The 25,917-nt window shown below is 60.2% G+C and carries 19 protein-coding genes and 3 pseudogenes; 9 read left to right on the top strand and 13 right to left on the bottom strand.

The features are described from left to right. Positions 1 to 24 precede the first annotated feature (24 nt). Positions 25 to 1,278, bottom strand: coding sequence for an MFS transporter (locus G9465_RS00295; protein WP_166966443.1), 1,254 nt, complete (start codon positions 1,276 to 1,278; stop codon positions 25 to 27). 159 nt (positions 1,279 to 1,437) lie between these two features. On the opposite strand from G9465_RS00295, the gene G9465_RS00290 reads away from it, so the two are divergent. The 3 genes from G9465_RS00290 to glmS all read left to right on the top strand — a co-directional run bounded on the left by G9465_RS00290 (position 1,438) and on the right by glmS (position 6,062). Further along, positions 1,438 to 2,214, top strand: coding sequence for an IclR family transcriptional regulator (locus tag G9465_RS00290; RefSeq protein WP_166966442.1), 777 nt, complete (start codon positions 1,438 to 1,440; stop codon positions 2,212 to 2,214). Between the two features lie 867 nt (positions 2,215 to 3,081). After that, complete coding sequence (gene glmU, locus G9465_RS00285) at positions 3,082 to 4,272, top strand: bifunctional sugar-1-phosphate nucleotidylyltransferase/acetyltransferase (RefSeq protein WP_166966441.1); 1,191 nt, start codon at positions 3,082 to 3,084, stop codon at positions 4,270 to 4,272. Then, positions 4,272 to 6,062 carry a glutamine--fructose-6-phosphate transaminase (isomerizing) gene (gene glmS / locus G9465_RS00280; RefSeq protein ID WP_166966440.1) on the top strand — a complete coding sequence of 597 codons (1,791 nt, stop codon included), beginning with the start codon at positions 4,272 to 4,274 and terminating at the stop codon, positions 6,060 to 6,062. The genes glmU and glmS overlap by 1 nt, the downstream gene beginning before the upstream one ends. A gap of 15 nt (positions 6,063 to 6,077) precedes the next feature. Here the strand turns inward: glmS and G9465_RS00275 are convergent, their stop codons facing one another. The 4 genes from G9465_RS00275 to G9465_RS00260 all read right to left on the bottom strand — a co-directional run bounded on the left by G9465_RS00275 (position 6,078) and on the right by G9465_RS00260 (position 9,448). After that, on the bottom strand, positions 6,078 to 6,512 hold the full coding sequence (locus G9465_RS00275) for a hypothetical protein (protein WP_166966439.1): 435 nt from the start codon (positions 6,510 to 6,512) through the stop codon (positions 6,078 to 6,080). Positions 6,513 to 6,517: 5 nt separating this feature from the next. Beyond that, positions 6,518 to 7,312, bottom strand: coding sequence for a DUF4330 family protein (locus tag G9465_RS00270; protein WP_166966437.1), 795 nt, complete (start codon positions 7,310 to 7,312; stop codon positions 6,518 to 6,520). Between the two features lie 53 nt (positions 7,313 to 7,365). Beyond that, positions 7,366 to 8,811, bottom strand: a complete 1,446-nt coding sequence (locus G9465_RS00265; RefSeq protein ID WP_166966435.1) for a sugar transferase — start codon at positions 8,809 to 8,811, stop codon at positions 7,366 to 7,368. 76 nt (positions 8,812 to 8,887) lie between these two features. Further along, positions 8,888 to 9,448, bottom strand: a complete 561-nt coding sequence (locus G9465_RS00260; protein WP_166966432.1) for a metal-dependent hydrolase — start codon at positions 9,446 to 9,448, stop codon at positions 8,888 to 8,890. Between the two features lie 226 nt (positions 9,449 to 9,674). Here G9465_RS00260 and G9465_RS00255 point away from each other — a divergent pair. Then, a pseudogene (locus G9465_RS00255) lies at positions 9,675 to 10,932 on the top strand (RNA-guided endonuclease InsQ/TnpB family protein). Positions 10,933 to 11,088: 156 nt separating this feature from the next. On the opposite strand, the gene G9465_RS00250 reads toward G9465_RS00255, so the two are convergent. Further along, positions 11,089 to 11,535, bottom strand: coding sequence for a nucleotidyltransferase domain-containing protein (locus G9465_RS00250; RefSeq protein ID WP_166966430.1), 447 nt, complete (start codon positions 11,533 to 11,535; stop codon positions 11,089 to 11,091). A gap of 60 nt (positions 11,536 to 11,595) precedes the next feature. Beyond that, on the bottom strand, positions 11,596 to 12,582 hold the full coding sequence (locus tag G9465_RS00245; RefSeq protein ID WP_166966428.1) for an SDR family oxidoreductase: 987 nt from the start codon (positions 12,580 to 12,582) through the stop codon (positions 11,596 to 11,598). A gap of 114 nt (positions 12,583 to 12,696) precedes the next feature. Here G9465_RS00245 and G9465_RS00240 point away from each other — a divergent pair, with 114 nt between their 5' ends. The 3 genes from G9465_RS00240 (at position 12,697) to G9465_RS00230 (ending at position 14,552) form a co-directional block, all read left to right on the top strand. After that, on the top strand, positions 12,697 to 12,969 hold the full coding sequence (locus tag G9465_RS00240; RefSeq protein ID WP_166966425.1) for an AbrB/MazE/SpoVT family DNA-binding domain-containing protein: 273 nt from the start codon (positions 12,697 to 12,699) through the stop codon (positions 12,967 to 12,969). Further along, complete coding sequence (locus G9465_RS25360; RefSeq protein WP_193571720.1) at positions 12,962 to 13,423, top strand: hypothetical protein; 462 nt, start codon at positions 12,962 to 12,964, stop codon at positions 13,421 to 13,423. Before G9465_RS00240 ends, G9465_RS25360 begins: the two co-directional genes overlap by 8 nt. Before the next feature lie 211 nt (positions 13,424 to 13,634). Further along, entirely contained in the window at positions 13,635 to 14,552 is a 918-nt protein-coding gene (locus G9465_RS00230) for an NAD-dependent epimerase/dehydratase family protein (RefSeq protein WP_166966423.1), read from the top strand. A 677-nt stretch (positions 14,553 to 15,229) separates the two neighbouring features. Here the strand turns inward: G9465_RS00230 and G9465_RS00225 are convergent. From G9465_RS00225 to aglF, 4 genes are all read right to left on the bottom strand, one after another. Next, on the bottom strand, positions 15,230 to 17,044 hold the full coding sequence (locus G9465_RS00225) for an asparagine synthase-related protein (RefSeq protein ID WP_166966421.1): 1,815 nt from the start codon (positions 17,042 to 17,044) through the stop codon (positions 15,230 to 15,232). A gap of 173 nt (positions 17,045 to 17,217) precedes the next feature. Next, positions 17,218 to 17,805, bottom strand: a complete 588-nt coding sequence (locus G9465_RS00220; protein WP_227015652.1) for a hypothetical protein — start codon at positions 17,803 to 17,805, stop codon at positions 17,218 to 17,220. Continuing rightward, entirely contained in the window at positions 17,747 to 18,010 is a 264-nt protein-coding gene (locus G9465_RS25475) for an SWIM zinc finger family protein (RefSeq protein WP_227015651.1), read from the bottom strand. Before G9465_RS25475 ends, G9465_RS00220 begins: the two co-directional genes overlap by 59 nt. Before the next feature lie 27 nt (positions 18,011 to 18,037). Continuing rightward, positions 18,038 to 18,793: a UTP--glucose-1-phosphate uridylyltransferase AglF gene (gene aglF, locus G9465_RS00215; protein ID WP_166966418.1), complete on the bottom strand. Its 756-nt coding sequence runs from the start codon at positions 18,791 to 18,793 to the stop codon at positions 18,038 to 18,040. Between the two features lie 178 nt (positions 18,794 to 18,971). Between aglF and G9465_RS00210 the strand changes: the two genes are divergently transcribed. Both G9465_RS00210 and G9465_RS00205 read left to right on the top strand, forming a co-directional pair. After that, entirely contained in the window at positions 18,972 to 22,064 is a 3,093-nt protein-coding gene (locus G9465_RS00210; protein ID WP_166966416.1) for a LamG-like jellyroll fold domain-containing protein, read from the top strand. Positions 22,065 to 22,220: 156 nt separating this feature from the next. Further along, positions 22,221 to 22,529 (top strand): annotated as a pseudogene (locus tag G9465_RS00205) (integrase core domain-containing protein); the annotation flags it as partial. 16 nt (positions 22,530 to 22,545) lie between these two features. Here the strand turns inward: G9465_RS00205 and G9465_RS00200 are convergent. Continuing rightward, entirely contained in the window at positions 22,546 to 23,751 is a 1,206-nt protein-coding gene (locus tag G9465_RS00200; protein ID WP_166966414.1) for a glycosyltransferase family 2 protein, read from the bottom strand. Between the two features lie 1,391 nt (positions 23,752 to 25,142). After that, positions 25,143 to 25,862 (bottom strand): annotated as a pseudogene (locus tag G9465_RS00195) (ISH3 family transposase); the annotation flags it as partial. Positions 25,863 to 25,917 lie beyond the last annotated feature (55 nt).

Here is a 25,917-nt window from a genome sequence, read left to right as displayed (position 1 = left end):
GACAAAATCCCTTCGTCGCCCGTGTCACGCCTCGATTTGGATCGGTCGTGACGTGCTCATCAGCAGCAGGCAGGCGATGCCGACGCCCACACCGAGTGCGGCCGTCCCGACGCCGACCAGCCGCACGGCCGAGGCGAACCCGAACTGCGCGTTTGCGAGGGCGATAGCGGCACCCATGAGAATCGGCGTCACCGTCGCTGCCGCACGGCCGCTGCCCTCGCTGAGGCTCACTAGCCCGCCTCGGAGTGTGGGCGGCGCGAGCGTGGTGATGACGCTCCGGTATATCGAGAGGACGATGCCGAACCCGATGCCCATGAACACGACGCCGACCGCCGCGATCCAGAGTGCGTCAGCGAGGAAGACGACCGAGAGGCCGACACCCATCGAGAGGTTCGTCGCGACGAGCGGGTATAGTCTGCTGTCGAACAGGACCGTGATGCGACCGGCCTGGGTCGCCGCGAGCGCGTAACTGATACTGGCGATGGCCGCGAGCACGCCGGCCTGTGCTGGGCTGTGCCCGAGGACGTCCACGACGACGATGGAGTTGTACGTCAGGAAACCGAACCACGCGAGGTTCGCAGCGCCGCGGGCGACGATCATCGTCCACGCCCGCCTGTGCGAGACGAGCGCCCACAGGTCGGCGAGTTGCTGTCGGACCGCCCGTCCGTTCGCCGCCTCGTCAGCGTCCGGATCGACCGGTTCCTCGAACCAGACGTAGACGACGGCGGTGATAGGGAAAGCGATGGCGTAGAGGAGGAACGGGTACTGCCACGCGAAACCGACCAGCACACCGGCCCCGAGCGGGAAGATCGTCTGCGTGAGCCCAGATCCGGTGAACCGGAATCCCTGTGCCGTCGCTTCTTTCGTCCCCGAGTAGAGGTCGCCGATACTGGTGATGATGATGGGCGTGAGCGCGGCGAAGCCGATGCCCTGACAGAACCGCAACAGCAGCGCCATCCGGAACTCCGAGACCAGCGCGATGGCCGTGCCGGTGATGCCGAACCACAGGAGGCCGAAGAGGATGACGGGTCGGCGGCCGTAGCGGTCGGCCAGCACACCCGTAATCGGGATGACAACGACGGCTGGCGCGGTGAACGCCGACATCATCAGCCCGATGTTCGCCGGCGTCGCGCCGAGCGGTTCGATGAGCGACCCCAGCACTGGCGAGAGGAGCGCCGTCCCCAGCGGCGGGAGCATGTTCGTGAGGAAGAGTAACTGGAACGGGCGCTCCCGGATGACGCCCGCATCAGTCCCGGCTATCGATGAGAGCGATGCCACAGTCACGCACACTCGTCACCGTGAATTAAATGTGCCTGTTGCTCGGCCGGGTCCGTCAGCCCACCTCGATACTGTGACCACTATTGGCATGTGGTGACGTCCCTATAGCTGTTCGACGGAGTCGAACCTATTTTATCGGTTGGAATATACCGCTTCGGTATGGGAACGCAAGCCGGCGACGAACTGCCCGATTCGGTCCAGACAGCCCGGACGCTGTTCGACGTGGTCCAGTGCGTCAAGGCAGGCGAGGGAATGACGCTCACCGAGTTGTCGACAGAGCTCGACTACGCGAAGAGCACCGTTCACCGGCATCTGCGGACGCTCGAACACCTGGGGTACGTCGTCGAGCGGGACGACGGCTACCACGTCGGCCTCCGCTTTCTCGACATCGGCGTGACAGCTCGGAACAGCTACGACGGCTACAAACTGGTGCGTGACAAAGTCGAAGAGATCGCCGAGATGACCGGCGAGCGCGCCCAGTTTTTCGTCGAGGAACACGGTGAAGCCGTGTATCTCGCGCGGTCGGTCGGCGACCAGGCAGTGCATACAGATCCCGGGATCGGTAGCCGTATCCCGCTTCACGCGGCGTCAGCGGGCAAGGCGATCCTCGCCGAACTTCCCGAGAGCGAGCTATTCGAAATACTCGAACAGATGGGCCTCAAATCGGTGACGGAGTACACAATCACAGACAGAGACGAACTGTTGATCGAACTCGAGGAGATTCGCGAGCGCGGATACAGCTTCAACAGGGAAGAGTCTCTCCAGGGGACGCACGCCGTCGGGGTCGCTATCTGTGGCCCCAGCGGTGACGTGATTGGTGGACTTAGCGTTACCGGCCCCTCGCACCGCTTGAAGGGCGAACGGTTCGAGACCGAACTTCCGGATCTGTTACTCGGGGCAGCGAACGAACTCGAACTCAATATCGCCCATTCGTAGCAGTCACACAGTCTCTCCCGAGTGATACTCGCAAGTAGACGTGAAATCTTGTGGCGACCACAGTCGTCTCGGATACTGTGAGTTCGACGACGTCGAATGGGCCACTTCACGTCAATAGTTCACACCAATAACGACGAGGTGTCGCTATCGACACGACGACGCCGGGTGGGAGGCGAGCTGTGTCGACAGATATCACGTGTACGGTTGTTATGGATCGCCGTTAGCTGCCTCAAACTACGAGCTATTCATTCTCGCACGAGTCCCCACTTCTCTCCTCGCCGACCGCTACGCGAGAGTGTTCGCCGCGAATTCGTTCGATGCATTCGAATATGCTATTCTACTCGGGTCCCGGTGACGTGGGTGGTGGCCGACGCCGTCGCCAAGACTTTGCGACTAGTCGTGGACGCGGTGATCCGTACTGGTTGACCCTTCACGCCGTCCGGAACTCTGTCAGTCTCTCAGTGAATATCTCACTTTCTTCGACAACTCAATCCATATTTCGATCTTATTCACTCTATATAGCCCAGATACACACACACTACTGAATAAGAAAACATATTTGCTCTATCTAAAAATGAAAACGGTTATTTGAAGCAATAGATCGCAAAACTACCTTGATAGGAGACTAGATATGGAGATCTAGTTACTGGATTTTACGATCTGGATATATTGGAGGACACCGGAAGCAATCATCTGGAGTTCCGCTCCCGAATTCCGTCGTTTAGCTTAACCCATCTCTCGACGGTTCCACGAACTTCTCCGACGCCTTGCATTGCGCCGACCCCTCCCAGTAGGTGAAGACTCTTAACCGCTCAACACTGGTAGTAGTCCCGCCATATTCAAATCCCCACTCCTGTTGATACGAGTATGGAACTCGACACGGCTGTCGTCCTCGCCGCCGGCGAGGGAACTCGTCTTCGCCCGTTGACGCGCAACCGGCCGAAGCCGATGCTGCCGGCCGGGAACCGGCCGATTCTGGCGCACGTTTTCGACGCGCTGGTTGAGGCCGGCGTCGAGCGGTTGGTGACTGTCGTCGGCTATAAGCGTGACAGGGTACAGGACCACTTCGGCCCGACGTACCGGGGTATTCCGATCACGTACGTCACACAGCACAAGCAACTCGGGAGTGGCCACGCGCTGTTACAGGCCCAGTCGGTCGTCGACGGCCCGACGCTCGTGTTGAACGGCGACCGGCTCATCGACGCCGCGACTGTCGAGGCCGTCGCGGACACGTTCTCGGCGACGGGCGACCCGGCACTCGCCGTCGTCGAGCGACAGGACACGAGCCGATACGGGGCCGTCGAAGTCCGCGACGGTGTCATCTCGGACCTCGTCGAGAAGCCCAGAGAGGGCGACTACCGCCTGATAAACGGCGGCGTCTACGCCTTCTCGGCGGACATATTCGACGCTATCGAGGACACGCCCCGGCAGGCGGGCGAACTCGCGCTCACGGACACGCTCGCGACCCTCGTCGACGAGAACCGTGTCCGGGGCGTGGAAGTCGACGGGATGTGGGTCGATGCAACCTATCCCTGGGACCTACTGACCGTCGCACGTGAAGTACTGGCCCGCGGACGCGTTGTCGAGAGTGATCGTCGTGAACAGGTGTGGATCGATGATTCCGCACGCGTGCACAACGAGGCTGTTCTTCAGGCTCCAGTCGTCATCGGCCCCGACTGCGAGGTCGGCCCGGACGCCGTCGTCGGGCCGAACGTCGCGCTCGGTGCGAACGTCACCGTCGGGGCGAACACTGTGGTGCAGCGAAGTGTGTTGGATGCCGACACGCGGGTCGACCCCGGGTCGACGCTGCTCGATACGATTACCGGACAGGACGTCCACCTCGGTGCCAGCACTGTCGTTCCGGGCGGTCCCGCGGACGTACAGGTCGGGACGGAGATATTCGAAGACCAGCGACTGGGTGCGGTCATCGCCGACCGGGCCCGCGCACGCGGTGACGTGAGTTTCTCGCCAGGGTCACTGGTCGGGCCGAACGCGACGCTCAACGCCGGCGTAACGGTCGACCGGAACGTCTCCGAGGACGCGGAGGTGACCCGCTGATGTGTGGCATCATCGGCTGTGTCGGGCGCGGCGACGAGACGCTCGACACGCTCGTTCATGGGCTCTCGAAGCTGGAGTACCGAGGCTACGACTCGGCCGGTGTCGCGATGGCCAACGGCGGCGTCGACGTCGTCAAGACCTCCGGTGAAATCGACGACCTGCGTGCGACGCTCGAAGGGTCGGCTTTGACCGGCGACGTCGGCATCGGGCACACGCGCTGGAGCACGCACGGGCCGCCGACCGACGCGAACGCCCACCCGCATCAGGACTGTACCGGTGACGTCGCCGTCGTCCACAACGGCATCATCGAGAACTACCAGTCGCTGCGGGACGAACTCGTCGGGGCGGGCCACACCTTCACCTCCGACACCGACACCGAAGTCGTCCCCCATCTCGTCGAGGACGCGCTGGAAGCGGGCGTCGACCCGGAGCGTGCCGTTCGCGACGCCATCGCGCGGCTGGAGGGGAGTTACGCCGTCGCCGTTGTCGTCGCGGGTCACGGTACGGTCTACGCCGCGCGTAACGACTCGCCGCTGGTGTTGGGGCTAGGCGAGGACGAGACGTTCCTCGCCAGCGACGTGCCGGCGTTCCGCGACTACACCGACCAGGTCGTGTATCTGGCCGACGGCGAGTTCGCCCGACTCGACGCCGAGGGCTGGACCGTCACGACGCTCGACGGGGACTCGGTCGAGAAGGACGTCGACACCATCGAGTGGGACCCAGAGGAGACGGGCAAGAGTGGCTACGACCACTACATGCTCAAGGAGATACACGAACAGCCACGGGCGCTCCGGCAGTGTTTGCGGGGCCGCGTCGACGAGATGGCCGGCACCGTCGACATCGAGGACCTCGGCGACCTTTCGCCGACGGGCGTGCAGTTCGTCGCCTGTGGCACCTCCTACCACGCCGCGCTGTACGGCGCGCAACTGTTCCGCGACGCCGGCATCCCGGCACAGGCGTTCCTCGCCAGCGAGTACGCCACGTCGGTGCCGCCTATCGGCGATGCGCTGGTCGTCGGCGTCACCCAGAGCGGCGAGACGGCCGATACCCTATCGGCGCTCAGGGCGGCCCGCAAGCGCGGCGCGCGCACGATGACGGTCACGAACGTCGTCGGGTCGACGGCCGCCCGGGAGTGTGACCACGCCTTCTACATCCGGGCCGGCCCCGAGATCGGCGTCGCCGCCAGCAAGACCTTTTCGTCGCAGCAGGTGGCGCTGAACCTGCTCGCGCTGGGGATGACGCGGACCGTCGACGCTCGCGACGTCATCACCTCGCTCCGAGAACTCCCGGGGAACGTCCAGCGCGTCTTGGACGAGTCGGCCGCCGAGACGGTGGCCGAGGTGTATCAGGACGCCGACGCCTACTTCTTCATCGGTCGGGGGTACCAGCACCCCGTCGCCCTCGAAGGCGCGCTGAAGATGAAAGAGATAACGTACAAACACGCCGAGGGGTTCGCCTCCGGTGAACTGAAACACGGCCCGCTGGCGCTGGTTACGGAGCACACGCCGGTGTTCGCCGTCGTGACCGGCGACGGCGAGCAGGCCCGAAAGACCGTCGGCAACGTCAAGGAAGTGGAGGCTCGCGACGCACCGGTCGTCGCCATCTCTGATGGCCAGACTGACGTCGCCCGCTATGCCGATCACGTGCTGGAACTGCCGGAGACGCACCCCCGGGCTGCCGCGGTGCTCGCGAACACGCACCTGCAACTGCTCTCGTACCACACGGCGGCGTTGCTCGGGCGGAACATCGACAAGCCGCGCAATCTGGCCAAAAGCGTGACGGTGGAGTAAGGGTATATCTGCCCGTTAGCGCTCTCTACCCGGGTCTTCTGGCGGTTTCAGCACTTCCCCGAGGAGCCGCCATGCGGTGCTCTGACAGACAGCGGTCCGAATCGGCGTACTAGCCCGACGCCACTGTCGAACGACGGTTCGCAAAGCCGACGCACGATAGCTCCGAGACGCGGTCGCGGTGGCTCGGTGGAGCAATCGAACGACCGGTCCGACGGTCCGCGTTCGTTCGAGGTCGACGACCACTGTCTCTCCGGTCGGTTCGCTGGTGAGCCACTGGACACAGGCCGACTGTGCGACGGCAGACGTGAGTCGGGTGGCCACGCTATCGGAGAGGCGGCCCGGTACCGAGTTCGAAGCGGCGGTCGCGAGTAACTGCCCGAGTCGTCGGGCCCGCCCGAGACACGACTTCTCGACGGCTGTCCGGAGTACGTCGTCGGTGGCATCTGGCATCGTTCTCACTGCTCGCTGGCGTTGGCCGGACCGACTCGCTGGAGACGACCGGAGACGACGGCGTCGTCGGTGACGACGGTCACACGGTTGTCGACGCGAAGCGGGGACCCGCCGAACCACGGCGTCCCGTCACGCGCCCACGTTCGGAGTTCGAGCGTGACCGCTCGCTTGCCGTCTGCCGCCGGTCCATCGCCGACACGCTCGACGGTCGCGACGGTGTGGTCGTCCACTCGTGCGGTCGCGCCGGTCTCGACCGACCGGGCGACGCTCTCGTTCACCGAGATGACGACGCTGACTCGGCTCGTCGGGAGTGTCGCCGTTGTCTGGTTGACGGCGAGTACGTCGGCGCGGGTGCGGTATCCGTTGGCAATCACCGCTGTCTCGTCCCCACCGTAGAGCGGGCGCGTGTCGTCCCGAACGATTCCGTCTCCCCAGACCCATTGGGCCGAGAGCGGTCCGGTGTAGGCGACCCGGGATACGACGTGTGCCTCGCCGCCCGGTGCGAAACTCCGTGTCACCCCGACCACCTCCAGTGGCTCCCCTGTCGGCGCAGGGTCGAGCGTCTCACCCGATTCGATCGCGGCCGCCCCGCTCGTCAGTGGAACTGCGTAGGAGACTGTCGCGTATTTCGTCGGTTTGGTGTTCGAGACATCGCTGTTGCCCCTATCGAGGACGAGTGCGGTTCCCGCGAGGAGTACCGTCAGGACGACGAGCACGACTACCGCGTCGACGACGTTGACGCGACCGAACAGCGCGCCGTTCTCGTCGATGATTCGGCCCGATCCGTCCGACTCGGTCATAGCATAGGTGTTTCAGTGTCGGTGTATGGGTGTTTCGCTTCCACCAATGGGGCTCAATTCGCGTCTGGATGATTCGTTTGCGTGAGGTAACGCACAGCGTCCGTGCCCACCTGATACAGTTGTCTGACGACGATCTTCAGGTCGAACGCGATGGACTGGTTGCGAATGTACTCGATGTCGTGCTGGAGTTTCCGGTGGGGTTCGTGGCCGGTGACGCCGTGTATCTGTGCGAGTCCCGTCAGTCCGGGTTTGACGAACCAGCGACTCCGCCACTCCCGGAGGTCCGATTCGATGTCGGCGTCCAGTTCCGGCCGTTCGGGTCGCGGGCCGACGACGCTCATGTCCCCGCGCAGGACCGCCACCAGTTGCGGAATCTCGTCTAGGTGGGTCGTCCGGAGGACGCGGCCCACGTCGGTCACGCGGGGATCGACCCCACCGGCGTCGGCGGCAGAGATGACCGCGCCCGACTGGTTCTCGGCGTCGGGCACCATCGTCCGGAACTTCGAGACGGTGAACGTCTCACCGAGCGTCGCCGTCCGCTCCTGTCGGTACAGCAGTGGACCCTCGTCGTCGAGTTTGATGGCCGCCGCGATAGCTGCAATGACCGGGAGGAGCGCACCGAGCGCTACCGTCGCGAACGTGACGTCGAACAGTCGTTTGAAGACGCGGTCTTGTACGTCCCACGGGTCGAGGTCGATTTCGACGAGGCCGTCGCCGCCGAGGTCCCGCGTCAACACGGCGTCGGCGTGGTCGCGGTGGATCTTCGCGGTCACGCCGTGTTCGTAGCAGACGTTGAGCGCGCCGAAAAAGGCCGAGCGGTCGGGCTGTCCGAAGGCAAGCACCGCGGTGTCGACGTCGTACTCGACGAGTACCGTCTCCAGTTTCGGGAGGCCGCCGAGGCAGGAGACGTTCTCCAGTCCCCGCACCTGGCCGCCGTCGGTGAAGCCGACCAACACTCGCTCGTCGGTCCGAACCGTCTCACCGACCCGCGGCGAGACGTATCCCAGTACGCTGCTGTCGACGTCTTCTAGCACCTCGGCGACCTGTTCCGGCGTGTCGCCGACGACGACGGTCCGACCCCCGCTTGCGGGGCGGCGCCGGATGGTGACGAAGTACAGCGGCAGGAACGCGACCAGTGCGGTGCCCGCGACGATGAGCGTCGAGCGCGGCAGCCGATAGGTGTAATCGAAGTACCCCACTGTCGCGAGCGCGAGCAGCGCGATACCGGTCCGCTGGAGGGCGAGCATCCACGTGTCGAGGATTCGACGCGGCTGGGGGCGATACAACGGGGCGAACGCCGCCACGACCACGACCGTCGTCGTCGCTATCTCCATCCCGAGCTCTCGCCCCGTCGCGGATTCGATCGGGAGGTCACCGACGACGGGCAGGAAACTCACGGCCGTCTGCACCACCGGCAGGTACGCTAGCGAGACGGCCACCCCCGTCACCAGTACTGTCCCCACCAACGCGGTGAGGCGGTACCGCCACCCGCTTTTCATCACTACAGAGACTCACGTCCCGCAAAATAAGTCCACCGGGCCCACTATCGTTGTTGAAAACGAGGGCTGTAGCACCCTATCCGTGGCTGACGAGGCGGTCTACCCATCTGGCACCCGTCTCCCAGAGCGTCCCCAGACCCGGCCGGCCGTCGGCCCACCAGAGGACCGTCGCGAAGACCAGTAAGGCGAGTTCGAACGTCACGTACGAATCGAGCGTGAGCTGGGCGACGTGAGCGAGGAAGCTCTTCCCGACATCCGCTTCGGGGACGGGCAGTATCGGCCACAGGAGGTAGCTCAGGTCGACGTAGCGTCCGTCGAGAACGGGGTAGAGCCCGTCGGCGATGACGTGACTGAGTGTGCCTGAGACGAACGCGAGGCTGGCGTCGCGCCCGCGAAAGCGGTACCCGAGATAGCCGGCGACGGCCGCGACGAGGGCCAGCGTCAACAGCGAGTGCGCCAGCGACCGTCCGCCGGGGAGGACGCCGAGCGTCCACCCGAGCGGTTTGTCGACGAGGTCCGGGAACTGCGTCCCGACGGCGAGTGCGAGCACTGGCGGTCCAGCGGGTATCCGGCCCTGCCAACGGCGAGCAGACGAGTACCAGAGATAGCCGACGGCGGCGTGTCCCCACGGCCACATGGACGTCGCTATGTCAGGGGTGGTGTTGACGGTACCGTTTCAGGTCGAAGGTCACCGAGCCACCGTTGATGACTGTTGGACAAGATATTTTGCTCTCTACTGACGCGGTAGCGCGGAGTCCCCTTCCTCAAGGAACGAGTGAAGCGAGTGAGTAGGGAGGGGAGGAGCGCGTTCGCAGAGGCTACAAATACAATCTTATAAGCAGCCATAGAACCACATTGAAACTGTGGCAGACGACTACGTGCGTCGGACGGCAATCACCCGCCTCTTGGTGACTGAGGAGCAACGCGACCTGCTCGAACAGACGATCACCGAGTGGAAGCGTGGTTGCCAACTCGCCACGGACATGTCGTGGGGTAAGTGCAACGCCAAGAGCGACGTACAACCTCTCGCCTACGACGCCGTACGTGAGGAAACCGACCTCGGGAGTCAGCACGCGATTCTCGCCACTCACCAAGCCGCAGAAGCCATCACCGGCTGTCTCGAACGCCGGTCGAACGGCAAAAAAGTAAGCAAACCGACGTTCACCGCGCCTACGGTGACATACGACACTCGGACGATGACACTGTTCGAGGACGATACAGTGTCACTCTCCACGACGGAGAGCCGCGTCAGATGTGACCTCGCCCTCCCCGACGACGAAGACGGCTACCAGCGACAGTACCTCGACTCAGACGAGTGGAGCGTCACGGAAAGCACGCTCACCGCTCGTGACGGCGACTACTTCTTACATATCGGCTTCCGCCGACACAAGACCGATACGGAGAGGAATACTGCCGAGGACGGAACGGTCCTCGGGGTTGACCTCGGTATCAAGAATCTTGCCGTTACGAGTACGGCCCGATTCATCAGCGGGCGAGAGTTAGCCCACGACCTCCGCGAATTTGAGAAAGTACGAGCTGGTCTCCAACAGACAGGGAGCCGAAGCGCCCACCGGACGCTGGAACAGGCGAGTGGCCGGGAACTGCGGTACGTCCGTGACGTACTCCACAGAGTGTCGAACGCCATCATCGAGGACGCACGTCGATAACGAGTGCGACGTAATCGCGTTCGAGGACCTGACGCATATTCGTGAGCGCACCGGCGCGTCGTGGGGACACAAGTGGGCGTTCCGAACGTTGTACGAACAAGTGGAATACAAAGCCGAAGCTGCCGGCATCGCCGTGAAGCAGGTGGGTTCAGCATACACGTCGAAGCGGTGCGCTGAGTGTGGTTTCACGGTAGACGAGAATCGCCCAACACGCAACGACTTCCGGTGTCAGAAGTGCGGGGCCGAAGCGAACGCGGACTACAACGCGGCGAAGAACATCGGGATGCGGTACGTCCGTCGAGGCCAACAGTCGTCTCGGCGGACGGGCGACAGTCAACTCGCCCTGAAGTCTGGAACCGTGACGCCGAGTGGGGGATTCACCGCCCACCCTGACGGGTTCGAGGCCGAGTTCACGGACAAGCCCCACCCTCAACGAGCGAACCCGTCAGGGTGAGCGAAGTAGGATGGGGTCGTTGACCGATTGCTCGTTGCTCCCTGCTATTTCGATAGGTACTCTCGTCGAGGTCTTGCTTTCGCGACAGAACAGTCACCGCTTCCTCGATATACGCTGCCTTGTCTAGAATACGTGTTTCGACCTCATCCGGGATGCTCACACTGTTTCCTCCAATCGGCCGAGTATCGAATCGAAGCGACGCATACGCTCGTCGTGTGTCTGTTCAGTATCCCTTTCGCGCTCGAACCGTTCGAGATACTCGGAAACTGTGTCTTGGTCTCCGACGAGAACGATACCTGTTCGAAGAGCAGACTGCCCTATGGAGGGCCTTATTGAATCGAGATCAGCAACGTCGACACTATCTGTTCCGAGCGCTTTACTCAACGCAACAGTGAGGTCGACCCGGCGTTCTAATCGCTCAGAGCTGGACCGTTCCCCCTCGAACGCGATCGCGATATCGACATCGCTGTCTGATGTTGCTGTCCCGCGAACGTGTGAGCCGTACAGTACGGCGAGCCGAACCGGCTGTTGCATCACTATTTCGGTGATGCGATTGACGTCGATGTCGACCGTCACGTCTCCAGATTCGCTCGGTTCGGACATACCTACTAATTTGACTGGGAGTAACTTATATATCTGGCCAGACGGATGACTTGTACTGACTCAGGACCGGCGGACGAGCGGTTCGTACCACTCGCGGTTGGCCTCGTACCAGTCGATGAACTTCGAGACGCCCTCCCGGATGGTGTGGCTCGCCTCGTAGTCGAGCAGTTCGCTGGCCTTCGACGTGTCTGCGTGGGTGTGTTCGGCGTCGGCGTCGTGGCGCGCCTCGAAGACGAGGTCGAGGTCCGGCGCCAATTGGTCGCGAATCTCCTCGGCCAGCGTCTTGATCTCGATGTTGTCGGTCGACCCGATGTTGACGGCCTCGCCGTCGGCGGCGTCCTCCTCTAAGAGGGTGACGTTCGCCTCGACGACGTCGTCGATGAACGTGAAGTCTCGGGTCTGGGTGCCGTCGCCGTAGATAATCGGCGGTTCGCCGTTCATACATCGGGAGACGAAGTTCGAGATGGCCATGTTCGGGCGCATCCGCGGGCCGTACACCGTGAAGTAACGCAGGGCGACGACGGGGAAGTCGTACACTTCGCCGTAGGCACAGGCGTAGCGTTCGGCCGAGAGTTTCGACGCGCCGTAGGGCGAGACGGGCGTCGTCGGGTGTTCCTCGTCGTATGGGAGATATCGCGGCACGCCGTACACCGACGACGAAGAGGCCATCACGAACCGCTCGATGCCCTCGTCGCGGCAGGCATCGAGGATGTTGAGCGTGCCGTCGGCGTTGACCTCGTGGTACTTCCGTGGGTTCTCGACGCTCGGGCGGACGCCGGCCTGTGCGGCCTGATGGTAGACGTAGTCGGCGTCGGCGACGAGGTCCGCGACGAGGTCGGCGTCTCGCACGTCGCCCTCGACGAGTTCGTAGCTCCCGCCGCCGTCTTCTGCGGCCTCGCGGCCGGTCTCGACGTTGTGATACTTGATGTCGAGGTCGTAAAACGGGTCGAAGTTGTCGAGGACGGTGACCGAGTGGCCGTCGCGGGCGAAGCGCTCGGCGAGGTTGCCGCCGATGAAGCCAGCGCCGCCGGTGACGAGGATGTTCATTGCTTGAATCGGGTCCAGCGACGGACAAAAAACCGTCGGGTCTGCTTACACCGGTGTTCGAATTCGATGACAGGGTGCCGAAAGCGTTACACGTTTCCCACTGTAAGTGGGAATATGACCACGGTTGATTCGAAGGGGCGAATCGTCCTCCCGAAAGAAATTCGCGATCGGCTCGGTATCGATCCTGGTACCGCGGTCGAGATCCACGAAGACGATGGCCGTGTGGTCATCGAACGAGAGGACGATCCCGAACAGATTCTCAGTGATATAGAGACGCTTTCCGAACAAGCTGCTTCGAAGCGAAAGCAATCGCCGTACAACGAGCTTGATTCGATAGCCCGCGATCACGTTGACTCAATTCGAGAGCGGGCGACTGACGATGAGTGACGAGCCATACCTGTTTGATGTTGGCGTGACGGCGCTTGCACATGCTGGAACACCAGTCAGTGATACAGCACTTTCATACGTTCGACAAGCAGTTACTGGTGAGATTTCCGCTATCGTTCCCTACGCTTCACTCCTCGGCGCTCATCACATTCTTAGCTCTGTCTATGGGTTCTCGAACGAAGACGCTTCGGCACTCATGCAACGCTTCATGGATGCCAAGCGGATTCACTGGTACGAGGGACTCCCCGAGGATACAGTTCGAACGGGGTTTGAGCGGGCTGGCACACTGAATATCGACGGCTGGGACGGGTACTACGCACAGGTCGCAGTCGAAGAAGGTGCCGAGACGATACTTACACTGGACGACGACTTCGACCGAATAGACGACTTCTCCACTGAAATCATCCTCTCGGGTTCGGAGTTCGAAGCGCTAAATGAGTATCTCGGGTACTAATCGGCAACCGAGAACGGAATCGCCCCCTCGCTTGCTATCGGTGGTAATGGCGTTGCCAGCGAGTTCACTTCACGTTGTGGTCCCGGGGTGGCCAGTATCGTTGCAAGCTGACATTAGTGTGTTTGGTGGTTGATGTGTAGTTCCGGTGAGCGCGAACACGATACACGAGTCAACCAACACGATTTTGTCATATCGACAGTCTCGGTTAGGTATGCACGGACAACGCGTGTTGGTTACTGGCGGTGGCGGATTCATCGGCTCGAACCTCGCGAATACGCTCGCTGTTGACAACGATGTGATCGTCGTCGACGACGGCTATCTCGGAACGCCCGAGAACGTTAACGATTCTGTCGAGTACGTCGAACGGAGCGTCGTCGAGGAGGACCTGCCGACGGACGTCGACGTGGTGTTCCACCTCGCGGCGCTGTCGTCGTACGCGATGCACGAAGAGAATCCAACCCACGGCGCTCGCGTCAACGTCGAAGGGTTCGTCAACACGGTCGAACAGGCCCGCGACGACGGCTGTGACACCGTCGTCTATGCCTCGACGTCCTCTATCTACGGAAGCCAGACCGAGCCGTCCCCCGAGGATATGGATGTGACCGTCAACACGGGGTACGAGGCGTCGAAGATGGCCCGCGAAACCTATGCGGAGTACTTCCACAACCACTACGACATCTCGCTGGCGGGGATGCGCTTTTTCTCCGTGTACCAGGGCTACGGCGGCGCCGAGGAACACAAAGGCGAGTACGCGAACGTCATCGCGCAATTCGCCGACGACATGGCGAACGGTGAGTCGCCCGTGCTGTACGGCGACGGCACCCAGACGCGGGACTTCACTCACGTCGAGGATATCGTCCGCGGTCTCGAACAGGCCGCCGACGACGAACTGCACGGCATCTACAACCTCGGGACCGGCGAGGCCTACGACTTCCTCACCGTCGTCGAGATGCTCAACGACGAACTCGGGACGGATATCGACCCGGAGTTCGTCGACAACCCCATCCCCGACGACGTTTACGTCCACGACACCTGTGGCGACTACGAGAAGATGCACGCGGCGACTGGCTGGGAACCCCAGATTTCCTTCGAAGAAGGCATCAGGCGGGTCTGCGAGCCTTACAACTGAGTCTCAGTGTGGTCTGCGTCGGCGAAGAGTACAGTTCCTGATAGAGAACGCGAGCGCATACCTCCGTCTTCAGGCGGAGGTTGAGCGGACACAGCGGCCACCTTCTACGAACGGTCGTCTGTCTGGATGTCCCACCGCAACCGATTTGGTGTGGCTCAACGTAGCACGAAGTGCTACGGAATCGGTGAGATGCCGGCCTCGAACCACAAGGGGCGGCGAACCAGCGGTGGTTCGCGCGGCGATGACACGGATTCCGATGGGGCCTCATTGGCCGGGCCACAGCCCTACGAGGGAGGAAACGAAAGTTCCCCCGGTGTGTCGCCGGTTCCCTTCGAGTGCGGGTTGGAACCTCGAAGGCTTCGCTCGAAGCCGACATCCCATGGTGGGATTCCACGTCCTTCAGGGCGTGGAGGAGGTCAATCGACACTACCGGTGATATCCACATTCTCTGCTTTGCTGGTTGTATCCTCGTGAGTCGAGGGTGCGAACAGTCAGTGTTCCAGCCGACTGACCGTTCATGTCGATCTCGCAATTTTCAGCGTATCGAAAGGCAGTGAATGTCTCACTGAGTGTTACCGAGGACCGTGGTGACAACTGCGTTCGCTTCATCGCCGACCACCCCCTCGTGCAACGCTGCGTATTGCCTCGGGCTGCTCAGCTCGAGTGCAGTACCCCAGTCAGACGAACTCTTTGCTCCGATACTCGGTCAGTATGGGGACGTCCCTGTGGTAGTTGATGAGCGACGCGAGCGTCAGGACGTGACAGAGTTCCTCCCGCGTGTACGACTCCGGGTCGTCGAGGACCGTCTGTTCGAGCCCCTCTCGGTCAAGGATCGACCGCGGGTTCCGAGTGACTTGGTCACGGAGGCAGTCGACGAACGGCGACGTCGCTTGGTCGGTTTCGCCGTTGAGCCCCAGCAGTGACTTGATCGTCGGCTTGACGACGGTGAAAAGCGCTGGATGTCGTTGCAAGACGTTGTAGAGGGCGACGCGCGCTTCGTGGGTGACGCTGGCCGGCGGCGCACCGAAGTTCGCGTTCGGCACCGCCGCCAGCTCGGGCGAGAGTTGCTTTAACACCGCCGCGTACAGCTGATACCGCCGTTTCTGGGCGTCCGGAATGGACATGGCATAGTTGACGACATCGGGCGCGTAAAACGGCGACGTCGTCCAGCAATGGTTCCGGTTCGTATCGGTCGCCTCGAAGAGCCACGAGAAGGCTCGCTGGAAGAGTTCGTAATGGACGAACTGCTTCGAGAGCGACGTTTCCGGGTAGTTACGAACGGTCTCGCGGACGTCCGCTCGCACCTCGGCTTCGGTGACGCCAGTCATCGCCTCGACGTCCTCGGCGCTGAACGTCTCCTCCGATTGCATGATGTACGAGACGAGTTCGTCGATGGTCTCGATATCGACGACGGGTGAGATATCGGGGACGAGTTTGTCACCGCCATCGCCCGTGTACGTCCAGACGGGACCGTCGTGATCAGCTCTAATCTGTCGGAGAAACGGTTGCATGTGTGCGATTCCGAAGGGATCCGCCCCACCGCTCATATCCAGATGGGCCAGCAAATCGCCCCCGTCTGGACCGGGCGTCGGCAAGCGGTCCCAGTTCGAACCGACGGCATCGGTCAACTCTCGTGCGAGGGCGATATCTGCTCGCGAATCGTGTTCGAAGTCACGCGTTGCGGCGCTGTAGGACACCCCACATCGCTCGAAGCCCCCAAGAATCGCTCGCGAGTCCAATCCACCACTCAACAACACCACGTTTGCACCGGGAGCGCTGTCAGCCCGACGCCTACAGGCGTCCGTAAACCGCTGCGCGAATTCGCGGGCGTTCTCCGTAACCGTGGCGTTGGCGTTCCGCTCGTCATCGAAATCGAACTCGTAGTGTTGTTCGATAGCCTGCGCGCCAGTATCCGTATCGATCTGGATGTGGTGTCCCTGCGGGAGCCGTCGCAGGTCGGCATAGAGAGTCCGATCCGCCAGCGCGTAGCCCAGACGGAGGTATTCGGCGACCGCCACCCGGTCGAACGTCGCACAGTTCCCGAGACGCGCCAGAATCGGTTTGTTGCGACCGACGAGCGCGTAGTCGGTGTGGACGGCGTAAAACAGCGGGAGTTGCCCCAAGAGGTCGGGCACGATAGTCACTGTCCCTGCAGCGGCGTCGTGGGCGTAAAAGACGAACTCGCCGTCGAGATCCCGGAGCCACGTCGGATCCACTGGTGAGGCCTCACCGTCGACGAATCGGCGCTCGAGTTCGGTACGGAGTGTCTCCTCGTCACGGTTGTAGACGACGCCCTCGACGAACACGGTACAGTCCCCGAACGTGACCCGCCTGAACGGGTACTCGGGGTAGAGGGCCCTCGCTACGCTGCAGTGGCCGACCTCGTAAGAATCGAACGTGTACCGGTCGTCGTAGAGCGAGGGACGGTGAGCTGTCTCGATGTCGTCGTCCGCCGGGATAGATCTCCCAGCGACCACGCTTATCCCGGGCATATCATCCCAACGCGGGGGTGGGTGCAAAAGTAATAGCCGTGTTCTGACTTTAGCTGGCGTCTACTGTCGTGGAGCAATCACTCTGTTCATCAGCTAGTCCCAGTTGCCCCAATTATGGTAGTCAATAGTCTTCGAAGCGGACATCCGACGCGTCTGTGAACCATATACGTGACCTAATTACTGTCGAGTGTATCGACCGCGTCCTGATACCGCTCAGCGTACGGCCCGATTGCCTCACCAGCCCGTTCGGACAGGGCTGCAATCGCGTCCTGTCGTTCGCCATCGTCTAGATCGGCTGCTTGCACACACTTGACGTAGCCGTCCAGTGCAGTCTGGAACGTTCGGGCGTAATAATCGTAGGCGGCGTCGATCCGGTCTTCGTTGGTTTCGACTCCTTCGGCGACGGCGCGGTAGATGGTTGCAGCCTCGGAATAGCGGTCGCGTGTGCGGTACTGCTCGGCTTGCTCGAAGAAGTGCGAGAAGTCGATAGCCTCTGTGACGACCGGGTACTCGACAGTGTACTCGTCGAACAGCTGGTCGATGTCGTCTCGATACTCCTCGACCGAGCGACCCTCGTCGTCGAACCGTGCGCGAAACCGATTGCGGAGGTCGTGATTCCGAACGAGTTCGCCGAGTAAGAACGACCGGAGTGCATCCGGATCGGCGTCCTGCAGCAGGCGTTCGACCTGCTCACCTTCGTCCTTAGGTGGCTGCGACGTCCAACAGAACGGCGACGACGTGCTTGCAGATGCTTGGGCCATCGTACGGACACGTACAGGATACCTCGAACGGCGTCACGGACAGGTCGACAGTCACGTCGTAGGACCGTGAGCCCTGCACGTCGGCGGTGAAGATCTCCCCGAACCGGGTAAGGCGTCCGATCTGACCATCTGCACGGTAGTTCTGGCCGCGCTCGAACACCGCGTCCGTACACCGTTCGCGAATCCCGGCCTCGTCGATTGGCATAGTGTCGTCAGGCCGCTCTTCGTCTGCTCACTCGCTCGCGGCGATGTTCTCGGCGGCGAGTTCGGGATTAATCTCACCCTGCAACCGTTCTTCGGCCTCGTCGCGGTCCTCGGGGTAGCCGATGTCGTTACGCCAGCCGTCCATGCGGATGGCGTCGATAGTCCGACCGGAATGGAGGAGCAGGTCAATAGCGTCACTTATCTCGTACTCGTCGCGGTTCGAGGGCTGGACGAGGTGGCAGGCGTGGAAGATAGCCGGCGTGAACGTGTAGAAGCCGGTCATCACGAGATTGGAGGGTGGGTCCTCGGGCTTTTCGATGACCTCTGTTATCTCGCCGTACTTGTTGGTGTCACAGACGCCGTACCTGCCCGCTTCCTCCCAGGGGACTTCCTCGACGAGGAAGGCGGCGTCAGCCCGGTCCTCGCGTTGTCGGTTGACGACGTCCTGGAGGTTCGCATCGAAGATGTTGTCCCCGAGCATCAGCATGAAGTCGTCGTCGACGTGTTCCTCGACGGTGAGGAGGGCGTGCGCGAGCCCCTTCTGTTCGCGCTGGTGGGTGTAGGTGATGGGGATGCCCTCGAACTCGTCTTCGTAGTGGTTGATGATGGCCTGTTTCTTGTACCCGACGACGACGAGCAGTTCGTCGGCACCGAGTTCTATCAGTTGCTCGAAACAGTGCGTGAGGATGGGTTTGCCTGCGACTTCGACCATCCCTTTCGGTTTATCTGTTGTGAGGGGTCGGAGGCGGGTCCCTTCACCGGCGGCGAGTACAACAGCTTTCATGTGTACGTGGTCTCTCGTCCGGTTACAAATGCTTTCTCTCCTTCTGCAATCTGTTTACTACTAGTCTAAATAAGCAAACTTTAGTCTCCGCTGATAGCCGCGTGGCCGAATCGTTCTATTGTCTATGAATCGTCCTGTCTCGGATGGATTTATATCGCTGTGACTGATTTGTCGAACTATGACTGACGTACGCGAGGCGACTCTGGACCTCCTCGCGGATTCACCAGAACTTACTGACGCTCTCAGCGAGGTTCTCGATGTCGACGCCGACGGTCCGTTCGAATTTGACGATGTTCCACTGGACTCCGGTCAGTTCGGTGAAGTAGTCGCGGCCGACATCGTACAAAAGGCAAACGACGGCTACCGAATCGCCGACAGGGAGGCAGTACAACAGGCACTTGCCCAGCGAACCAACGGCTCGACGAGATCTGAGAATATTTCGCCACAAACCACCACAGAGTCCAGAATCTCATTCTCTGGCATTTCGGGCTCGCTCGAGTCATACTCGTTCGACTATCGTTCCGTCGGCGTGCTGGCCGCCGTCCTTCTCGTGGTCGCGCTGGCCAGGACCGTGATTATGTGGGGGTTCGTGTTCCGAAACGGCGACATCGTCCTCGCTGGGAACGACCCTTATCTGTACCGATACTGGGGTGAACAACTAGTCGCGAGCGATCTCGGCATCCTTGATCTCAGTTCACTTGACGAAATCTCCCGAAGAATACCGACACACGACACGTTGACCATCGTAGCAGTCTGGTGGCTCAGTGAAACCCTGGGCGGAACACCCGACGTGGTTGGGATAGTACTCACGTGGTATCCCGTCCTCGCCGGTGTTGTGACCGCGTTCGGTTGTTACCTGCTTGCGGTTTGGCTCACCGATGACCGACGTATCGGACTCTCTGCAGTTCTTTTGCTCGCTGTCACGCCAGCCCACGCCTACCGAACAGCACTCGGATTCGGCGACCACCACGCAGCGGATTACGTCTGGCTGACCCTTGTTATCCTGGCTGTCGTTATCCTCGCACGGGAACGACTTCGCCTATCGTGGCTTAATGATACAGAGACAAGCTCTGATCTCGACGGACGCGTCTTGGCTGGCCTTACTCCTCGGGGTCTAGCCGCGGTCGCCCTACTCGGCGTCGCAATTTCCGGCCAAACGCACGCATGGCGTGCCGGGCCACTAATGAGCATCCCTATTGGACTGTATCTGGTGATACAGCTCGTCTTGGACGCCGAACACGATACGTCGCCGACCGCGGCACACGGACCCCTCCTCCTCGGCCTCGCTCTGGGTGCGCTTCTCTCAGCATTGCTGCACCTTGCCTTCGGCTGGGCACCGGTGTTCAGAGCGTACGCACCAGCATTCCTGCTAGCTGGCGGGATCGGGGTCGTCGGGTTCGGTGAACTCGCTATTCGTCTCGACCTATCTCCCCGAGCTGTTGGTGGGGCACAAATCGGGATTGGAACTGTGGGCTCAACAGTTGTCTTCAACACTATTCCCTCTTTCGCAGCAGCGCTTGACGAAGGAATCGCATACTTCACCCGTACTGGCCAGAGCAATATCGCTGAGACGGCGTCACTTTTTGACGCCAGTCAGGGTTTCGTCACGCCAATTTTCCTTTTCGGCTTCATACTGTTTCTCGCGGTGCCGTACTTCTTTTGGGGCGTCTGGCATGGCCGAGAGCAGAAACGGGCCGACTGGGTCGCGACATCAATATTTGGGGTGTACTTCGTGTTGCTGGCCGCGGTCCAGCTACGGTTTGCAGGCCAACTCTCGCTGTTTACTGCGGTATTTGGCGGCATCGGTTTCGTGCATCTGGCCAGCGTCGTTGACATTGCTGACTGTCCGAAGATTTTTTCAGGTGATGTTGGGGACCAAATATCTTGGGATGCGGAGAGTGACAGCGCTCGGCGGTCCTCACTCCCGATTCCGGATATTCATACTCTGTCCGCTCTCGTCGTTTTGTTCCTACTCGTTTCTAGTCTCGGCGTGATACAGACCGGGGTCAAGCAATCACAAATAGCTATCGAGGATGACACCTACCAAACTGCCACTTGGATCGAGAACTACGCAGACGAGCGTAATCAGACGTATCCCGAGAACTACGTGCTGAGTTCGTGGGGCCGAAACCGAATTTATAACTACTTTGTTGATGGGGAATACGAGAGCTATGAGTTCGCCCGACAGAACTATCGGGACCTGCTTACTGCCCGGACTGAAGCAGAAATTGCGCGCGTCACCGACCGTCTGGACAGCCATGGTACGGGCTACGTCGTCATAGCATCAGACACGCCCATCTCGGCGAACGATGCAGTCTATCGGCGACTGCAGGACCACAACGGGAGTCGTGCTGACGGCGTAGCTGGCCTCTCGCGGTTCCGTCTTATCCATCGCGGGAGGTCGACCGGTCAGAAAGTGTTCGCGTACGTCCCCGGCAGTCGGATTACCGGTACTGGGCCAGCAAACACGACACTGACTGTGCAGACGAGCACAACCTTTTCGAGTGATTCGATCGAGTACCGACGGCAGGTCAAGACAAATCGCTATGGAGACTACGGAATTACTGTCCCCTACGCTGGCGAGTACGTTATTGGCGATAGTCGCGTCACGGTATCTAATAAAGCGGCAACAGACGGACTTATCACCGGGCGTTATCTCGCACACTATCCCCTCGATGAAGGCACTGGTGACACAACAGTCAATTCTGTTGACAATACTGCAGGGACTATCGACGGAGCCTCTTGGACCACTGGTGTCACCGGTTCAGCACTCCGATTTGATGCTACTGACGGTAACTCCGTTTCACTACGATCGGAGCGAGTTGACCTAACCGGTGCTGACGAATTTACAATTTGTTCGTGGGCCCGGCCGACCAATATGGAGGATAAAGGGGACATTGTCCATCTTGGTCATTACGAGGTAATGCTATACTGGAATGGTGATGTGGATCAGTGGTCAGGGTACTTCCACAACGGAACTACCGGTACCCGGGTAACCACCCAAAGCCCTCAGAATATAGGGGAATGGGCACATGTTTGTCTGACGTATGATGGTCAGCGACTTTCGCTGTACGTTGACGGTGACAGACGTAGTCAGACTGCTGCTCGCGGCGTAGTGAGAGACAATGGTCGGTCCAGCACAATCGGTAGTAACAGCAGGAATCGTCGATTCTTCAATGGTCGTATCGATAGCGTCCGCATATATAATGAGGCATTAACTGATGATGAAGTTTCAACTTTGATCAGTGGAAACTATTCGATGTCCGAATAGGTGTTTCATCTGAAGCACCCCATCTCTGATTCGCTCATTCCGTCCTTTCAGTAGTGCATGTATTCATAGTTCCAGAGCTAGGATCTTGACCCTACAATATCGTGGGATTCAACTTCCACTCTCGAATGATTTTCGAATGCGTACTCAGCTAGCAGGGCTGCGTTTCTGCATCGTCTCCGCGAGAAACACGATCCCTCGGACGCTGAGTTTCTCGTCGATCAATTCGGCTATCGGACTGCCCTCTCACGACTCGGGTTGAGCGGTCGGGTCAACTACACCGACCGAAACCTGATCGAGAAGTGGGTTCATACCCTCAAGATGCGGGTCAACTGCTTCCATAATTCGTGGATGGGCAGTCGGACGAGCGTCCGCGAGTGGCTTGAACAGCTCATGCATTACTACAACCGTCAGCGACCGCACCAACCGGTCGACGGAAAGACGCCGGTCGAGGAGGTGCAGAACTAGACAGTGCCCATGACATTCAGGTATCAGAGAGAATATACATAAAAAAAGACCCAAAGATTGTCTGAATACCTAGTACTATCATGGTGAAAGCGACGATATCTGCCGAGACTAGCGGAAGGTCGGTGAATCTGCTCTGGAACCATTGCCAGATGAGGATGCCAGCCATGGTTGACCCGACAAGGAACAGTCCGGCCCCAAAGGTCACGCCACGCTCGAGCGTAAAGTATCGCTCAGCCCACTCCGTTAGGGTATCGTCCGGTCGACGTATGGGGTCACCAGCCGTCGCCGAGAGTAGGCCGAAGCTCCCGACTTGATACCCCAGCAGCGTCAGCAGGCTCCCGGCGATGAGCGAGTGAATTCCAAAGGTCTGGCCAAACAGGCTGACGCCAGCGTAGGCCAGCCCCATTATGAGCGCGCCGAGGATGCCTATCACCATCCCCGGAACCGAGAAGAGGTAGCCGGGTGCATTGACTAGCATGAACTTCACGTGGCGCCAGCCGTCGTGAAAACTTTCCAGTTTCGCCTCGCCCTCCCGCGGGTGGTAGGTGATGGGGACTTCCTTAATGACGAGGTTTTTTGAGGCAGCGTCCATAATCATCTCGCTAGCAAATTCCATTCCATCCGTGTCCAAGTCCAGCGTGGTGAGTGCCTCGCGGGTGAACACCCTAAAGCCGGAGTGTGCGTCCGAGACGTCCGCATCGTAGAACACGTTGAGGAACTTCGTCAGAAGCGGATTGCCGACGTACTGGTGTAGTTTCGGCATCGCCTCGGGCTTGATCGTCCCCTCCAGTCGACTCCCCATCGCGATGTCAGCCCCCTCTTCTCTTACGAGCGCCAGAAGCTTCGGCAGTTCCTCGAAGTCGTACGTTGTGTCGGCGTCACCCATCACGAGATAGTCGCCGCGGGCTTGTTCGAAGGCGTACCGATAGGCGTAGCCGTACCCTGGTTTGTCAGGTTCGACGACGGTGGCCCCCATTTCCCGGGCGATATCGGGTGTCTGGTCCTCAGAGGCGTCGCTGATGATAACCTCGCCGGTCACGTCTATAGCTTCGATGGCGTTTTTGGCCCGTTGGATACATTCGCGGATGCCCTCTTCTTCGTTCATCGTTGGCATGACGACGCTCACAGTTGGCGTCACCGTTGAGTCTGCGCCCAAAAGCGACCCCGGCGAGTGGAGTTCTGTGTCAGCAGTCTGTGCAGAATCTTGGTAACTAGTTGACATAGTTGGATAACAGTACTCTCGATGGAATCGAGCTTATCTTATGATTTCGTTAATTCAATAAGAAGGTTGTTGTTGCGTCAGGCCATGTCGTCCCTTCGCACGGCAGTACCCCGTGGATGTTTAGCCAGAAGTGTGGCTGCCGGTATGGAGATCCTACTGGGTGCTGGGACTAGAATTCAGATGGAAATACAACTCCTCATCGTTAACGTCTCTGGCGAGCGCTCCGCTTAGCCAGTCGTCACCGATTACGACGCCCGGGAAAAAACCGCAGTGGTCCGTAGGACCGAGTTCGCCGACAGCGTCCGGTCGCGACACTGGAGCATGACGTGTGGTCCGTTGACGCGCGTGTTGTTACCTGACGGGCCTTCAGACATGCCGAGAGATTTGACATCGAGCTGTTCGGAGTCTTTTGGCGACCTTTTTTGGCTAGTCTGGACAGCGGGTGGTACACGTGTCAATGCCACCGCATCTATTTAAATCCAATATATCCAATCAGTACAAGCTGAGGTGTAGTCAGTCGCGATAGTACGGAAGTAGAAATTTTGGCTCTGTTGAAACCTCACCCCCCTGATAAGAATGGTTTGCTGAATACAGAGCACGTATGCAGTAAAGAGCGACAAGGAACCGGTTGGTGAAACAGGGAGACAACTCACGGTCACAAGCGGGTTGATACACCCCTAGCCAGTCTGCCAACCGATTAACTTCTCGAACCCATATGTGTGCCCGAGAAAGACAACGGCAAACACGAATCACCAGAATACATCGAATGCCCCTGTAAAAGTGAGGACGTTGAAAATATACGATAATGACGCGCTGGCAAACGCAGCTACATAGAGGTTGCGTCGGCTGTTCACAGCAGGTACTCTAACGAGAATCGGTTAATTCTTTTCCCAAAGGGTGCCACCACGCGTCTACCCGATCAATTACATCTCACGATCTTATTCCATAGTGAATATGCTCACTCTAGTCACCTATGGAAACACTGCTGGCCAAACAAACAATCGCTGGCGATAAAATGATTGTCCCGTCCCGGGATTTACTGTACCCACAGGCGACAGGCGGTCAGTATCTCCTCGCGGTGCGGTAGCTGTCGGGCGAGAGCAGTGGCTCACGGAGGGTCTCGGCCGGCAGCTGAGGGCCGCCCGCCCGGCGGCCCTCGGTTCCCTCGTCTACGTACTCACACCAGGCGGCTCGTACACTTCTTCCCGGTCAAGCATCAGTACCTCACAAAGCGTCGCCAGTTGATCCGATCTTAGCCTGCCCTTCTGGCCTGAGGAGCCATCAGTCGCGGTTGGGATCTGTTGAGTGAGGCCGGAGCTGTCGCTGTCGGCGGCGATCAACCGCTGACGAGACAGCGTTGCCACTCCCGAAGAGGTGTGCTCGGTCAGTGATTAGCGGTAGAACCGGTCGTCAGGTAGGCGATTTGCGGGGACGGCTCGACACACCGCGAGAGCCGTCCACGCTGCCCGACACAGCATGTTGATGAACTCCTCGAACGACCATGTCCAGAGGCGACGCCCGCCACGGCGGGGCGTCGCCACATACTCCCAATGGAGGTACCGCCAAACATTCTGTAAGAGTAGACTCACCACGACGTACAGCAGCCGTACGACCGGATTCTGCGTTGTAGTCGTCGCAATGCTTTGTTCGGAGAGCCGGTAGCTGGCCTCGATACCGAAGCGTTTCGCGTAGTGGTATCGCGCATCTCGTGGTGTCTCGATAAACGGCGCGTCAGCGGCGTAGCCGTGACGTGCCACTCCGTGTTCGTCGTATCGTCCGTCTTGATAGGTACAGTCGATGTAGACGGCAAACTTGACGGTCCAGCTGTGACCGTCGAGTTTCCCTGTCAGCTCATGTTGAAGGACTCGACTCCACCTTTCCGAGAGTTCCTGCTTGATCGTCTTTCCCCATCGGACGATCGGCATCACATATGCGTAGTTGTGAGCGTGAAGGAGCGTGAGACACTTGCTATCGTAGAATTCCCGGTCAAGATAGACGGCCTTGACGCTGAGGTCAAGGCCGTCAACGAGGCCAAGAAACTCAGCGAGGACACTGCTGGCGGTGTCTCCGTCGACGAGACGGCGCACCGCCAGCGTGTATCGTTTATTCTCGCTAGTTGTCCACTCTCTCAATAGCGGCGGCAACAAGAAGCTGGTCTGACACGGT

It is taken from the genome of Haloarcula sp. JP-L23, from assembly GCF_011602445.1.
In the GTDB taxonomy this organism is placed as follows: domain Archaea; phylum Halobacteriota; class Halobacteria; order Halobacteriales; family Haloarculaceae; genus Haloarcula; species Haloarcula pellucida.
The sequence above is the reverse complement of the archived record's forward strand: the minus strand, read 5'-3'. Positions and strand labels throughout refer to the sequence as shown.

Excerpts from the sequence above, each read along its gene's own strand:
- G9465_RS00290 (WP_166966442.1), top strand. The coding sequence starts at position 1,438 with ATGGGAACGCAAGCCGGCGACGAACTGCCCGATTCGGTCCAGACAGCC.
- glmU (WP_166966441.1), top strand. The coding sequence starts at position 3,082 with ATGGAACTCGACACGGCTGTCGTCCTCGCCGCCGGCGAGGGAACTCGT.
- glmS (WP_166966440.1), top strand. The coding sequence starts at position 4,272 with ATGTGTGGCATCATCGGCTGTGTCGGGCGCGGCGACGAGACGCTCGAC.
- G9465_RS00275 (WP_166966439.1), bottom strand. The coding sequence starts at position 6,512 with ATGCCAGATGCCACCGACGACGTACTCCGGACAGCCGTCGAGAAGTCG.
- G9465_RS00270 (WP_166966437.1), bottom strand. The coding sequence starts at position 7,312 with ATGACCGAGTCGGACGGATCGGGCCGAATCATCGACGAGAACGGCGCG.
- G9465_RS00265 (WP_166966435.1), bottom strand. The coding sequence starts at position 8,811 with ATGAAAAGCGGGTGGCGGTACCGCCTCACCGCGTTGGTGGGGACAGTA.
- G9465_RS00260 (WP_166966432.1), bottom strand. The coding sequence starts at position 9,448 with ATGTGGCCGTGGGGACACGCCGCCGTCGGCTATCTCTGGTACTCGTCT.
- G9465_RS00250 (WP_166966430.1), bottom strand. The coding sequence starts at position 11,535 with ATGTCCGAACCGAGCGAATCTGGAGACGTGACGGTCGACATCGACGTC.
- G9465_RS00245 (WP_166966428.1), bottom strand. The coding sequence starts at position 12,582 with ATGAACATCCTCGTCACCGGCGGCGCTGGCTTCATCGGCGGCAACCTC.
- G9465_RS00240 (WP_166966425.1), top strand. The coding sequence starts at position 12,697 with ATGACCACGGTTGATTCGAAGGGGCGAATCGTCCTCCCGAAAGAAATT.
- G9465_RS25360 (WP_193571720.1), top strand. The coding sequence starts at position 12,962 with ATGAGTGACGAGCCATACCTGTTTGATGTTGGCGTGACGGCGCTTGCA.
- G9465_RS00230 (WP_166966423.1), top strand. The coding sequence starts at position 13,635 with ATGCACGGACAACGCGTGTTGGTTACTGGCGGTGGCGGATTCATCGGC.
- G9465_RS00225 (WP_166966421.1), bottom strand. The coding sequence starts at position 17,044 with ATGCCCGGGATAAGCGTGGTCGCTGGGAGATCTATCCCGGCGGACGAC.
- G9465_RS00220 (WP_227015652.1), bottom strand. The coding sequence starts at position 17,805 with ATGGCCCAAGCATCTGCAAGCACGTCGTCGCCGTTCTGTTGGACGTCG.
- G9465_RS25475 (WP_227015651.1), bottom strand. The coding sequence starts at position 18,010 with ATGCCAATCGACGAGGCCGGGATTCGCGAACGGTGTACGGACGCGGTG.
- aglF (WP_166966418.1), bottom strand. The coding sequence starts at position 18,793 with ATGAAAGCTGTTGTACTCGCCGCCGGTGAAGGGACCCGCCTCCGACCC.
- G9465_RS00210 (WP_166966416.1), top strand. The coding sequence starts at position 18,972 with ATGACTGACGTACGCGAGGCGACTCTGGACCTCCTCGCGGATTCACCA.
- G9465_RS00200 (WP_166966414.1), bottom strand. The coding sequence starts at position 23,751 with ATGTCAACTAGTTACCAAGATTCTGCACAGACTGCTGACACAGAACTC.